The 13,721-nt window shown below is 29.3% G+C and carries 12 protein-coding genes; 7 read left to right on the forward strand and 5 right to left on the reverse strand.

What is annotated here, in order from left to right; translation table 11 throughout:
• Positions 1–7: 7 nt before the first annotated feature.
• From V7R38_RS01655 to V7R38_RS01675, 5 genes are all read right to left on the reverse strand, one after another.
• Entirely contained in the window at positions 8–769 is a 762-nt protein-coding gene (locus V7R38_RS01655) for a hypothetical protein (protein WP_334055781.1), read from the reverse strand.
• A 61-nt stretch (positions 770–830) separates the two neighbouring features.
• On the reverse strand, positions 831–3,581 hold the full coding sequence (locus V7R38_RS01660) for a carboxypeptidase-like regulatory domain-containing protein (protein WP_334055782.1): 2,751 nt from the start codon (positions 3,579–3,581) through the stop codon (positions 831–833).
• A 39-nt stretch (positions 3,582–3,620) separates the two neighbouring features.
• Complete coding sequence (locus tag V7R38_RS01665; RefSeq protein ID WP_334055783.1) at positions 3,621–4,451, reverse strand: GLPGLI family protein; 831 nt, start codon at positions 4,449–4,451, stop codon at positions 3,621–3,623.
• A 98-nt stretch (positions 4,452–4,549) separates the two neighbouring features.
• Positions 4,550–5,392, reverse strand: coding sequence for a GLPGLI family protein (locus V7R38_RS01670; protein WP_334055784.1), 843 nt, complete (start codon positions 5,390–5,392; stop codon positions 4,550–4,552).
• Positions 5,393–5,394: 2 nt separating this feature from the next.
• Positions 5,395–5,775, reverse strand: coding sequence for a hypothetical protein (locus V7R38_RS01675; protein WP_334055785.1), 381 nt, complete (start codon positions 5,773–5,775; stop codon positions 5,395–5,397).
• Positions 5,776–5,896: 121 nt separating this feature from the next.
• On the opposite strand from V7R38_RS01675, the gene V7R38_RS01680 reads away from it, so the two are divergent.
• The 7 genes from V7R38_RS01680 (at position 5,897) to V7R38_RS01710 (ending at position 13,688) form a co-directional block, all read left to right on the forward strand.
• A complete protein-coding gene (locus tag V7R38_RS01680) occupies positions 5,897–7,501 on the forward strand; it encodes a sensor histidine kinase (RefSeq protein WP_334055786.1) in 1,605 nt (534 codons plus the stop codon).
• Positions 7,494–8,171: a response regulator transcription factor gene (locus V7R38_RS01685; RefSeq protein ID WP_334055787.1), complete on the forward strand. Its 678-nt coding sequence runs from the start codon at positions 7,494–7,496 to the stop codon at positions 8,169–8,171. Before V7R38_RS01680 ends, V7R38_RS01685 begins: the two co-directional genes overlap by 8 nt.
• 63 nt (positions 8,172–8,234) lie before the next feature.
• Positions 8,235–8,849, forward strand: a complete 615-nt coding sequence (locus V7R38_RS01690) for a deoxynucleoside kinase (RefSeq protein ID WP_015482078.1) — start codon at positions 8,235–8,237, stop codon at positions 8,847–8,849.
• Positions 8,850–9,291: 442 nt separating this feature from the next.
• Entirely contained in the window at positions 9,292–10,155 is an 864-nt protein-coding gene (locus V7R38_RS01695) for a sigma-70 family RNA polymerase sigma factor (protein WP_015482077.1), read from the forward strand.
• Between the two features lie 229 nt (positions 10,156–10,384).
• A complete protein-coding gene (gene rpe, locus V7R38_RS01700) occupies positions 10,385–11,041 on the forward strand; it encodes a ribulose-phosphate 3-epimerase (protein WP_334055788.1) in 657 nt (218 codons plus the stop codon).
• A complete protein-coding gene (locus V7R38_RS01705) occupies positions 11,042–12,427 on the forward strand; it encodes an exonuclease domain-containing protein (RefSeq protein WP_334055789.1) in 1,386 nt (461 codons plus the stop codon).
• The gene (locus V7R38_RS01710) at positions 12,408–13,688 is read left to right on the forward strand and encodes an FAD-dependent oxidoreductase (protein WP_334055790.1); all 1,281 of its coding nucleotides are present in this window, start codon (positions 12,408–12,410) and stop codon (positions 13,686–13,688) included. Before V7R38_RS01705 ends, V7R38_RS01710 begins: the two co-directional genes overlap by 20 nt.
• The last annotated feature ends 33 nt before the right edge of the window (positions 13,689–13,721 follow it).

Below are 13,721 nucleotides of genomic sequence, written 5' to 3' on the forward strand. Positions count from 1 at the left end.
ATAGACTTTAGTTTTTGGCAATTGCTTTTATTTTACGAATATTTTTCATTCTTTGCCAAGCTTCTCTGTGCCTTTGTTTATACAACCAAAGCGTACCTAAATCTAATAAAAAATAAAACAAACTAATACCACTTGGCGGATTTGCACTTGGCAAAAACGGCACTACATTCCAGGCAGTTGTTGGCCAAAACCAACATTTATAGTAAGTACCTACCAACTCTAAAACCACAACAGATGCATACATAGTAAGATAAAAAAGTCGCTCTTTTGATTTATTTCTCAGAATTAATAATGTTGCAACTGTCATTACAAAACCAAAAACATCATTCTTAAATATTAAAAATAATGTTGCGTAAATACTTATGGCTATTATTAAAAAAGTTTCAATTTGTTTTCTTCTAACTTTTATTGAGGCTGCTTTTGAAAAACACAAAACTGCTATGTATACAAAAGCATGACCAAAAGGAATATAATGAGGAACATTTTCTAACCTATATGTATACATACCCAATAAAACAGAAAACAAATACTCTCCAAAAAAACCAATAAGAACAGCAGAAATCATTTGTTCTTTTAACCTTGGTGTTACTTTAAAAAATGTGATAAAAAATACAATGAGCATTAAAGCATTTGCATAAAACTGAGCATTTTCAGTAATTCTTACCATGTAAAAACTATCTAAAAATAAACCTACCACAAAAAACAAATAGAGTAAACCCAATGTTTTAAAGGTTGCATATAAAGGCGATTTTGATGCTAATAAACTCATTTGGCTAAAATAAAAAAATGGCTCAAGATTGAGCCATTTTTACAATTAAAGATTTTGGTTGTTATAATTGATAACGCACTCTAAAACTGACAAATCTTGGTAAGATAAAACGTTCATTTAACGTAAATGCAAATACACTTTGACTAACTGATGCTTCTGAACCAGTTGCTAATAGGTTGTTTCCAACAATTTCATACTCCCATTTTGCATCACTATCTTTTCTGTATGCCAATTTAGCATTCCATAAGCTAAATGAGTTGGTAGAAACACCATCTTGTCTTTGGTCTGTGTACGAAAAGTCTGAAGTTAACGTAACAGATTTCCAGATATATGCATCAAAATCTATAGATGGGGTATGTCTTACTGTTTTAATGATATCAGGTCTTGCACTGTTTTCTTGATTATTGAACCCAATATTATAACGTATAGTTACATTTGGTGCCTTTCTAAAATTAGTACCTACTCTAGCACTAAAACTGTAATTATTGTTAATATTTGTGTTGTCTAAATTATTTATAAACTGGTAACTCTTGCTATAGTTATAAGTACCTCCTAAACGTGTTTGAATTTTACCAAATGTTTTCCCAGCAAATAAAAGGCCTGTAAAACTTTCATTATCTAATGGCGAGTTTATAGAATTACTACTAGAAACTACTGAACCTGGTTCAAAAATTGTATTTCTGTTCACTTGATTCATCGTTTTAGTATAGTTAATTCTAGAAAAAACATTACTATTATTGAATAAGTTAAAACTGCTATAATTTAAACTCACATTATGAAAACTAGCATTTAACAATTCTGCATTTCCAGAAAAGAAAGAATCATAACTATTGGCAACAATACCTCTTGCTATTTGGTTCACATCTGTAAAATTAACCTGTTGTCTATAACTAAATCTTAGGCTTTCACTTTGTTTAAACTGGGCAATTGCTTCAAATTCTGGTAATAGTTTAAAGAATTTATCTTCAAATGTTTCTAAACCATATTGTGTGTTGTTAGAATTGTAAGAGTGTAATGTAAAACCAGGAGTAACTGTAAAGATTCCTGTTCTTAATCTATATCTTAATCCTGCATAAATATCAGTAAAATTATACTCAGTATCATTTGTAGTTTGTGGATCTACAATACCTGGAATAGTTGGATTAGGATCTAACTCTGCACCATTATCTAAAATTTGAAAAAATCGAGAATCAAAATTTTGCTTACTTAAAATAGTACCAGCTACAAAGTTTAAATTACTTTTCTGATTTAAAATATAGTAATAATCTAATTTTGCATCTAGTTGATTCGATTTTACTCTTCTATCTTGCTCTAAAGTATAGAACGCATTAGACCTATCTAAACCTAGAGTTTCTGCAGCATCATCAAAACCATCATTATCCACATCATCATTATTGTTAGGATCATTCTCTAATGAAGCTATATAAAAAGGATCTTCATCTTGCAATAAGTGTTTTACTTCTAAGGCAAAAATACTTTTCTCACTTGCTGTATAGAAATAACTAAAATCTTGATTTATGGTGTATGGTGTTGCTTTCTCATATTGAGATATATCACTCAAAACTCTAGAATCTACAGCTTCATTACTAAACTCGTTTGAAAAACGACCAGAAATGTTATAATTTAATTGATTGTTAAAATCTTTCTTATATACTGTACTAAATCTAAACAAACCAGTGTTACTTGTTTGATTTGTTTGGGTATCTCTAAATTCATCTGGAATTGTAGGATCTACATAATCGATATCAGAAATATTTCTTTGTCCATTGCTATTTCCAGACCAAATTAAAAATCCGCTTAAATCTAATTTTGGATTTGGAGAATAACTAAAATTTAAAGCGGTTAACTTTGTTTCAATTCTGTTTGCATTTCTTGCACCAGCATTTAAAAAGCTAATACCTGCATCTCCTAAACTAATATTTGTACCATTAGAAGGACTCTGACTTTGGAAACTACCTCCAAAACTTCTAGCATCTCTTCTACTGATAACAACATCACCCAAATTATTGATATCTCCAATAATATTAATGGTATATTTTGGGGTATAGTAAAATAATTTAGGCTGAAATAAGTATAAAGTTTCATCTTGAGATTGACCTCCACCAGCTGAAACATCCCCAAACCAAAAGTTCTTTTTACCTTCTTTTAGTTTAATATTTATGGCAACTCTGTCTTGGTTATTTTGTACACCACTTAACTGGCTTACATTCGAATAATTTCTTAAAACCTGAATTTTATCAACTGCATTAGAAGGTATATTTTCTGTAGCTAATTTAGTGTCTCCACTAAAAAACTCTTTACCATCAACCATAATTTTTTCTACGGCTTTACCTTCTACTTCTATTTGCCCTGCATCATTAATTTCTACACCTGGTAGTTTTTCTAATACATCTTTTAGTTTTCTTTCTGAACCATTTTTAAAGGAATCTGCATTGTAAATAATGGTATCACCTTTAACAGTTACCGGCATTTTTGCTACAATATTTATGCCCTCTAACATGTTGTCTTCATACATTGTGTAATTTTTAGACATGTCAATAGTTCCTGTTTTTATGTTCTGGCTAATTTCTTTAAAACCAACATAACTAATTTTAATATTGTAAACCGTGTTTTTAGCTAAGTCTAGTTTAAAAACACCTTTCGAGTCTGTAAAACCATATGATGCAATTCTTTTAGCTACAGTATCTAAAGCAATAACGTTTGCCATTTCTAATGGCTCTCCAATAGAATCTTTTACAACTCCAGAGAATTTAATTTGGGCACTAGTTGCCCAAGACACCATAAAAATGGCGATAAGTAGTAGTTTTTTCATGTGTAAATGTGTTTAAGTTAGATAGAGTTTAAGTTTTATTTAAAATCCTCTTCCTCCTCCTCTACGTCTGTTTTGGAAACGCTCTTTAAGTTCTTCTGTTTTTACTTTGATAATTTTATTGTACTCTTCTCTAGAAACTTTTTTACCCTTTTTAGGTTTTTCTATTTCTACAGGTTCAGACGGATTGATTACAATCTCTGTACATAACATTGTAGTTCTATCTGCATTTAATTCTAAAATTAAACCAGGTAAACCCCAATAAGATTCAGGACCTGAACTTACAGGAATTTGAGGTGTATACCATGCAGTAACATTTAGCACTTTTGGTGCTTCTTTATCTTCCGTTTTTGTAGAATCTTTTGGCTGGTTTCTTCTACCTCTTCTAAAAATACCTCCCCAATCAATTTTTGTATCTACAGTGGTCATTGTTGCTTTGTATACTGTGTACTGACCAATCTTTTTGCTTTCTGTACCTAGCTCCCATTTTGGTTGCTCCATTGGCTCAACAACTAAAAAACGTTTGCTAAACTGCTCTACGTCTTCAATCATTTCACGATCTTGAAGGTTTTTGTAAATAGAACCTTGACCATTACTTGCACCCCATCTTGGACCCGAAGTTCCTGGAGCATCTAATTTTACTTCTTCTTTAAAAGATGATTCATTTTTATTAAAACTTAATGTGTAAGTTTTTTCTAAAAAATTCTTCATACGAGCCATTATTTGCTTTTTCTGTTGCTCGCTCATTTGATCTCCAAACCTACTCATATCCATAGTAGTTTTAGACATATAGGTTGCTTTACCCTGAAAATCTTTCTGCGCAAAAGTTGCAACTGTTACAAATGCCAAAAAGAGTGTTAGTAATGATTTCATGTTTATTTTTTTAAATTTTAACCAAAAATACTTGTATAATATGTGCTAAGACTTAAAAAAACCTTAAAAGTTTAAAGTCATTAGGAAAACTTTAACACTTAACCTCCCATTTTAATATTAATCCCATTACCTAAATCTACTCCCTTTCTGCTCTTAAACTTCTCCATCATTTCGTCTGATTTCTGTTTTTGAATTTTATCGAACTTCTTTTTACTTACAACTTTACCTTTAGTTGGTTCTTCTATTACAACCGTTTTTTCTGGATTAAGCACAATTTCTGTACAAACAATTAAATTTTTACCATCATTAATTTCTAAGATTAAACCTGGTAAACCTTGGTAGTTTTTAGGGCCATTACTTATTGGAACTTGAGTTGTATACCAAGCAGTTGTTGTTACAGTTTCTGTAGTTTTAGTTTCTTTAGATTCACCATTAATCATACTTATTTTAACATTTTCTACTTCCTCTGTAGATGTTGCTTTATAACAAGTATACATTCCAATATTTTTAGTTTCAGAAGAAAGCTCCCAATTGTATTGCTTAAGTTTATCTTTTACTAAAAAGGGCTTACCCATAATAGCTGTTTTATTTGCAAACTTTTGATCTTTTATATTTTTATAATAAATATCTGTACTACCTGAACCACCAAAAGACATTACCATTACTCCACTTCTATTTGCTTGAGGATTTGGGTTATCTAATTTCACGTCTTCTTTGTAGGTAGATGTAGTTTTATCAAACTCAAGAATAAACGTTTTCTGATTCATTTTTTGCATTCTTTTCTTAAGCTCCTCTTGCATTTTATCGGTTATTCCTTTTTGATTTTTACCAAATTTAATAGTCGATTTTCTACTAGTTTTATACGTAGCTCTACCACTAAAATCTTGAGCTGAAATTGTAGCTACAAAAAGTAGCATTAAACCTGTTAGTATTGCTTTCATAATTATTTATTTTGATATTTATTGTATACTTTAATTAAACCTTTTATTCCTTTTTTCGATTTTTTAATCAGACTATCAATATCTTCAGTTTTGCCTTCAACTGAAAACTTACCTGCAATTTTCACGTTCTTACTTTTTTGTTTATTCATATTAATGGCAAAACTCATTTTAATCACATCTTCTTCACCATTAGTTTCAAAAATACTCTTAATTTCTTTCCAATCAATATCTTTCAATTCATCTACAGAATTTACATCAAAAGATAAAGAGGTTAATTTAACTTGTGAATTGTAATTGTAATTTTCTTTTAATGCTATATTCTTTGATTGTGCAAAACCGATACATGATATTAAGGCTATGCATATGGTGATCATTTTTTTCATAATTTTTAGTTTTATTTGGTTACACTACAAAGATGTGAAGTATTCTTATATTTTAAAGTTAACGAATGTTAACGAGTGTTAACCGACTGTTTTTATAGTTTTTACCTCTTATATTTGCTACATGAACACCAAAAAATACACTTGGATCTTTTATTTTATTGCAGCAACGATATTAACAACTATTGCTGTACAAATCTTTTGGAACTATAAAAACTACCAAGAAAACAAACAACGCGTAAAAAATGAAATTCAATTAAGTTTAGATTCTGCTGTTGAAATCTATTATTCCAATTTAGCCAAAAAAGATTTTTTAACCATTTTAAGACCAGGAGAAGATAAAGTAGATATTAAATTCTCTACAGAAGGTTCTTATGATTCAATTATTAAAAACATATGGACAAAAAAGGAAAAAGAAATAAAACCGAAATTTACCATTAGCAATATAAAAATAACTTCGGATGACGATCTTTCTCAACAGCAGTTAGATTCTATGATGAATGACATGAAAGATTTTGCCAATGAACTGCAAAGTGATAAGTTAAAGGATGCTAAAAGAAAAACTGACACCTCAATTTTATTTACACAATTTACAGACGAGAAAAATGGATTTTCTGTAGATAAAAATGGTAAGAAATCAGAAATACAATATTTTAAAGGTAAAAAATCTGCAGACAGTTTAAAGTTAATTAAAAACTTAAAACCAATGTTCATTTCTTTTTTCGACAATTCTTTAGACTATAAAAAAATAGACTCTTTAATTGACAATCAATTGAGTCAAAAAGGCATTGATTTAACAACTAGTTTTCATCATATAAAGAAAGATACAATTTTTCATCAAACTAGAGATTCTTTACTTACATCAGAAACTTTTGTAGCTGTATCAAAATCAACCTATGTAAAAGAAAATCAAAGTTTTGAGTTACTTTATACCAATCCAAACATAGAAGCTTTAAAAAGAAGTTTTGGCGGAATTTTTATATCCTTAATTTTGTCTTTGCTAATTATTTCTTGTCTTTTTTATCTTTTAAAAATCATTACAAAACAAAAACAATTAGCGAGCATTAAAAACGATTTAATCAGCAATATTACTCACGAATTTAAAACTCCAATTGCAACTGTATCCACAGCTTTAGAAGCTATTTCTAATTTTAATGTTTTAGATGACAAAGAAAAAACGCAAAGATATTTGGCAATGTCTAGCATTCAATTAAAAAAACTACATCAAATGGTAGAAAAATTGTTAGAAACTGCAACCTTAGATAGTGAGCAACTAGTGCTTAAAAAAGAAAATGTAGATATTGTAGAAATGACCGAAAAAATTGTTCAAAAGCACAAACTACTCTCTAATAATAAGCAAATAACTTTTGCAACAAATAAACAGCCTGTTTATTTGCACGTAGATGTTTTTCATTTTGAAAATGTTATTTCAAATCTAATTGATAATGCAGTAAAGTATGGAGGAAATGAAATAGAAATTAATATCAGTTCTATTTTAAAATCTACAGAAATTAGTATTAATGATAATGGAATTGGTATAGATAAAAGTCAGCAAGAAAAGATATTCGACAAATTTTATAGAATACCTAAAGGAAATACACACGATGTTAAAGGTTTTGGAATTGGTTTATACTATTGCAAAAAAATAGTAGAAAAGCATCTTGGTCAACTTACATTGCAATCAAACAAAGAACAAACTTCTTTTAAAATTTTGATACCAAATGGATAAAATAAAAGTGCTTTTGGCAGAAGACGAGACTAGCTTAGGTATGATTGTTAAAGAAAGTTTAGAAAGTAGAGACTTTGTAGTATATCATGCAGAAAATGGTGAAGAAGCTTTAGAAATTTATACCAAAAATGAACCGGACATTTTGGTGTTAGATGTTATGATGCCTAAAAAAGATGGTTTTACTTTAGCTAAAGAAATAAGAGAAACTAACAAAAGTATTCCTATAATATTCTTAACTGCAAAATCTCAAACAGCAGATGTTTTAGAAGGTTTTAACTTAGGTGGTAATGATTACCTTAAAAAGCCTTTTTCTATGGAAGAACTAATTGTGAGAATAAAAGCCTTGCTAAGTAGAATAGAAGTTAAAACCAATTTAGAACTTATAAAAATAGGTAATTACATTTTCAACTTCACCAAACAAACTTTAGAGTTCGATGATGTAAAAGTAAACCTAACACATAGAGAAGCAGAATTACTATTAAATCTTAACAACAAAAAAAACCAGGTTTTAGATAGAACTTTTATCTTAAATAAACTTTGGGGAAATGATGATTTCTTTAATGCAAGAAGCATGGATGTTTTTATAAGTAAGCTTAGAAAAAAGCTTAAAAAAGACGATAATATTCAAATTTTAAATATTAGAGGTTTTGGTTATAAATTAATCTGTTAAGCTTTTTTACTCTATTATTTTTAGTAATTTAGCACACCTTTATAACTTATACAACAATATACAATGCACGTTGCAATAGCAGGAAATATAGGCGCAGGTAAAACTACGCTAACCAAATTATTAGCCAAACATTACAAATGGAAACCTCATTTTGAATCTGTAGATGAAAATCCGTATTTAGATGATTTTTATGGAGAAATGGAACGTTGGTCTTTTAACCTTCAAGTTTATTTTTTAAACAGTCGTTTTCGTCAGATTTTAGAACTAAGAGAAACAGGTAAAAATATCATACAAGATAGAACCATTTATGAAGATGCACATATTTTTGCACCTAACTTACATGCAATGGGCTTAATGACAAATAGAGATTATAGCAATTATAGTTCTCTTTTTGAGTTGATGGAAAACTTAGTTTCACCTCCAGATTTATTAATTTATTTAAGAGCAGACATTTCAACATTGGTAGGTCAAATACACAAAAGAGGTAGAGAATATGAAAACTCTATTAGTATAGACTATTTAAGTAGATTGAATGAACGATATGAAGCCTGGATTTCTACCTACACAAAAGGTAAATTATTAGTAATAGATGTAGATAATTTAGACTTTGTACAAAACCAAGAAGATTTAGGATATATTATAGATAGAATTGATTCTCAGATCAATGGACTTTTCTAAATAGAAAAAAAACGAAATCGATATAGAAAATTAAAGAGACCGTAAAAACGGTCTCTTTTTTTGTGATTAACATCACTCATGATAGATAGTCCCCCAACTTTCTATCAAGCTTTTATTGAATTAGATCAATGCTTGACATTTAAAAAAATTAAATTTTTTCAGAAATAAGTCTAAAAACCTAATATTATGATACTTACAGAAATGATAAGTAGTTTTATTTTTAATCAAAGCCAAAGATACTTTTAAATTCTTAAATTTCAAATAATATTTTAGAATCCATAACTATTTTTTTGAACTTCAAAAGTCTTTGTTTTTCTGCTTTTTACAGCATCAGAAAAAGAATAATTAAAAAAAATAAAAATATTTTGTAACATTTACTTAAAATTCAACGTATAAGTATTTGAGGATGATTATCACCTCTTTTAAAAGTAGAAAGAATTAGATGAGACAACTTAAGATTACAAAGCAGGTTACTAACAGAGAAACTGCATCCCTAGACAAATACTTACAAGAAATTGGTAAAGTAGACCTAATTACTGCAGATGAAGAAGTAGAATTGGCTCAGCTTATTAAAGCTGGAGACCAGAGAGCATTAGAGAAACTAACAAAAGCTAATTTACGTTTTGTGGTTTCTGTAGCAAAGCAATATCAAAATCAAGGGTTAACGTTACCAGATTTAATTAACGAGGGTAACTTAGGTTTAATCAAAGCTGCAAAACGTTTTGATGAAACTCGTGGATTTAAATTTATATCTTATGCAGTATGGTGGATTCGTCAATCAATCTTACAAGCATTAGCAGAACAATCTAGAATTGTACGTTTACCATTAAATAAAATTGGTTCTATTAATAAAATTAACAAAATGTATGCGTTTTTAGAGCAAGAAAACGAAAGACCTCCAAGTCCTGAAGAAATTGCTAAAAAACTAGATATGACAGTTAATGACGTTAAAGAATCTATGAAAAATTCAGGACGTCACGTATCTATGGATGCACCTTTAATTGAGGGTGAAGATTCAAATTTATACGACGTTTTAAATTCTGGTGAATCTCCAAATCCAGACCGTGTTTTATTACACGAATCTTTACGTATAGAAATTAACAGAGCATTAGAAACGCTTACACCTAGAGAAGCAGATGTTGTTAAATTATACTTTGGTTTAGGTGAGCACCAACCAATGACTTTAGAAGAAATTGGTGAAACTTTCGATTTAACTCGTGAACGTGTTCGTCAAATTAAAGAAAAAGCAATAAGAAGATTAAAACATACTTCTAGATCTAAGATTTTAATGACTTACTTAGGGTAAGCATTCAAATTCATACAACTTAAAACTCTCAAATTAATTTTTGAGAGTTTTTTTTTGAAGCAATTTCCTGCTTTTCATTTTATCTTTTTAGATAAATCAGATTTTCATCTGTTTACCTAAAAAGGATGCCATTACAATCAGGGCTAAACTATTTGCCAAAGAATTTAAATTAATTCAAACTAAGTTCTTTACCTAATTAATTATCTTTGCAAAAAATAACAACACACTAATGAGTAATTTAATAGCACCTTCAATACTAGCAGCAGATTTTGCCAACTTACAAAGAGATATAGAAATGGTAAATAATAGTGAAGCAGATTGGTTTCACATAGATATTATGGATGGCGTTTTTGTGCCAAACATCTCTTTTGGTATGCCTGTATTAAAAGCAATTACACAACATGCAAAGAAAACGATTGACGTTCATTTAATGATTGTAAATCCAGATCAATACATACAAACTTTTGCAGATTTGGGTGCAGATATTTTAACAGTACATTATGAAGCGTGTACTCACTTACATAGAACAATACAAGCTATTAAAGCAGCAGGAATGAAAGCAGGAGTTGCTTTAAATCCTCACACACCAATTGCAGTTTTAGAAGATATTATAGAAGATTTAGACATGGTTTGTTTAATGAGTGTTAACCCTGGTTTTGGTGGGCAATCATTTATAGAAAATACCTACAAAAAAGTAAGTCAATTAAAACATTTAATTGAGTTTACAGAATCTAACTGTCAAATAGAAATTGATGGTGGAGTTACCAATAAAAATGCAAATGGTTTAATAGAGGCTGGTGCTAATGTATTAGTTGCAGGTAGTTATGTTTTTAAGAGCGATAACCCAACAGAAACCATTGCAGATTTAAAAAATATTATTGCCTAATTGTATACAGTAATAGACATAGAAACCACAGGTAATGGCTTTAAGGGTCAAAAAATTACTGAGATTTCTATTTTTGTTTTTGATGGTAAAAAAATAATTGATGAGTTTACATCCTTAGTAAATCCTGAGCAAAATATACCTCCATTTATTACAAATCTAACTGGTATTACAAATGCCATGGTTAGGTATGCACCTAAATTTCATGAAATTGCTAAAAAAGTAGAAGAGCTTACAAGAGATACTATTTTTGTAGCACATAACGTAAATTTCGATTACAATATTATTAGAGATGAGTTTAAAAGTTTAGGATTTGATTTTAAACGTAAAAAACTTTGTACTGTTCGTTTATCGAGAAAAATAATGCCTGGTTTACGTTCTTATAGTTTGGGTAAAATTTGTATTGATGAAAATATACCTATTAATGGCAGACACAGAGCTAAAGGTGATGCAGAAGCCACAACAGAATTATTTAGAAGACTAATTGAAAGAGATGATAATTTTATCATCAATTCATTTTTGAATCCACGTTCACGCCAAGCAATCTTACCTCCTTTATTAGATAAAAAGGTGGTAGATAATTTACCAGAGACTTTTGGAGTATACTATTTTAAAAATAGTGCTAAAGAAATTATTTACGTTGGTAAAGCAAATAATATAAAGCAAAGAGTAATCAGTCATTTTTACGATAAAAAGAAAAAAGAAAGAGAAATGTGCTTAGAAACTGCACACTTATCTTACACAGAAACTGGAAGTGAACTTTTGGCTCTTTTATTAGAATCATCAGAAATTAAAACAAAATTTCCTAAATATAACAGATCACAGAAAAATAGTAATTCTGCCATTGGCCTATTTTCTTATGAAGATCAAAAGGGAATTTTACACTTGGCGTTTAATAAGCTAAAATTGACACCAAACCCAATAATGACTTTCTATTCAGTTCCTGAATGCAGAGCTTTTTTAGAGAGTTTATGTACCGAGTTTCAATTATGTCCTAAATATTGTCATTTACAAACCAATGTTAAAAGCTGCTTTAGTTATCACTTGCAAAATTGTAATGGTGTTTGTATAGACAAAGAAGATGTAGCTACCTATAATTTACGTGTACAAAAAGCAATTGCTTCTGTAGGTTTTGAAGCTAAAAATTTGGTTATTAAAGAAACAGGAAGAAATGAGCACGAAATAGGTTTTACACTAATTTTAGATGGCTCTTACAAAGGTTTTGGGTATATTGATAAAAGTCAAGCTGAAGAATTAGATCAGCCAGAAGATTATCAATTCTTTTTACAACCAAAGAGAGACAATAGAGATGTACAAAGAATTTTAACTGCATATTTGAAAAAGAATTCTAAAGAAAAACAGGAAGAAAATGGAGAAATCAGCTTATAAAATAAATATAATTGGTGCAGGAGTTAGTGGTTTAATTGCGGCTCAAATCTTAGAAAACTACGGATATAATCCAACCATTATAGAAGCTACAGAAAAAGTGGGTGGTCGTGTAAAATCTGACCATTTTCAAGGCTATACTTTAGACCACGGTTTTCAAGTTTTACTAACCTCTTATCCTGCAGCAAAAAAGTATTTAGATTACAAAGCATTAGACTTGCAAGAATTTTTACCTGGAGCAACCATTTTTAAAAATGGTAAACAACAAACTATTGGAGATCCTTTAAGAAACATATCACTTTTATTACCTACGTTACTTTCGAATATTGGTACACTTTCTGATAAAGTGAAAGTATTAAAATTAAACACACTTTTAAAGAAAAAAGAGATTGCTACTATATTCAAAGAAGATGAAAAAACAACAATACAATATTTAGAAGATTTTGGTTTTTCTGAAGAAATTATAAATGATTTTTTCAAACCATTTTTCTCTGGTATATTTTTAGAACCAAATTTGGACACTTCTAGTAGAATGTTTGAATTTGTATATAAAATGTTTGGAGATGGATTAGCTGTTTTACCAAAAAAGGGAATTCAAGAGATATCAAATCAATTAAAAAGTAAATTAAAAAACACCAATTTTTTATTCAACTCTAAAGTTCAAGAGGTAAAAAACAATGCAGTTTTATTAGAGGAGGGTAAAGAAATAAAAAGTCACATCACCATAATTGCAACAGAAGCAAGTTCTCTAATTTCGAATCTAAAAAATCAAGAAACAGCTTGGAAAAGTTGTGATACACTATACTTTGAAACCGAACAAAGAGTGATTCAAAAACCGCTAATTGGATTATTAGCGAATAATGAAGCATTAGTAAACAATATTTTCTATCATACAAGTGTTGCCACGGATGCTAAAAGCACAAAAGAACTATTATCGGTTACAGTTGTAAAAAATCATCAATTATCAGAAGAACATTTAATTGAAAAGGTTCAGAAAGAATTAAATGATTATTGTAAAATAACCAATGCTAAATTTTTAAAGAGATATCAAATTAAAAACGCATTGCCTAATCTTACTAATATTCAATATGAAATTTCAAGTACAGAAACCAAATTAAAATCAACCATATTTTTAGCAGGAGATCAATTGTTAAATGGTTCTTTAAATGCTGCTATGATTTCTGGTGAAAGAGCTGCTTTGGGTGTTATACAAACTTTAGAAGATGGCTTAATTGTAGATGAACTGACTTCTGAATATCAATAAAAAACTCAAAGCAATTAAATTTACTTTGAGTTT

Origin of the sequence: Polaribacter sp. P097 (assembly GCF_036864555.1) — a bacterium.
GTDB lineage: Bacteria > Bacteroidota > Bacteroidia > Flavobacteriales > Flavobacteriaceae > Polaribacter.

Bases quoted from the DNA above. Each gene is read 5' to 3' on its own strand.
- V7R38_RS01680 (WP_334055786.1), top strand. From the start codon at position 5,897: ATGAACACCAAAAAATACACTTGGATCTTTTATTTTATTGCAGCAACG.
- V7R38_RS01685 (WP_334055787.1), top strand. From the start codon at position 7,494: ATGGATAAAATAAAAGTGCTTTTGGCAGAAGACGAGACTAGCTTAGGT.
- rpe (WP_334055788.1), top strand. From the start codon at position 10,385: ATGAGTAATTTAATAGCACCTTCAATACTAGCAGCAGATTTTGCCAAC.
- V7R38_RS01695 (WP_015482077.1), top strand. From the start codon at position 9,292: ATGAGACAACTTAAGATTACAAAGCAGGTTACTAACAGAGAAACTGCA.
- V7R38_RS01660 (WP_334055782.1), bottom strand. From the start codon at position 3,581: ATGAAAAAACTACTACTTATCGCCATTTTTATGGTGTCTTGGGCAACT.
- V7R38_RS01690 (WP_015482078.1), top strand. From the start codon at position 8,235: ATGCACGTTGCAATAGCAGGAAATATAGGCGCAGGTAAAACTACGCTA.
- V7R38_RS01670 (WP_334055784.1), bottom strand. From the start codon at position 5,392: ATGAAAGCAATACTAACAGGTTTAATGCTACTTTTTGTAGCTACAATT.
- V7R38_RS01675 (WP_334055785.1), bottom strand. From the start codon at position 5,775: ATGAAAAAAATGATCACCATATGCATAGCCTTAATATCATGTATCGGT.
- V7R38_RS01665 (WP_334055783.1), bottom strand. From the start codon at position 4,451: ATGAAATCATTACTAACACTCTTTTTGGCATTTGTAACAGTTGCAACT.
- V7R38_RS01710 (WP_334055790.1), top strand. From the start codon at position 12,408: ATGGAGAAATCAGCTTATAAAATAAATATAATTGGTGCAGGAGTTAGT.
- V7R38_RS01655 (WP_334055781.1), bottom strand. From the start codon at position 769: ATGAGTTTATTAGCATCAAAATCGCCTTTATATGCAACCTTTAAAACA.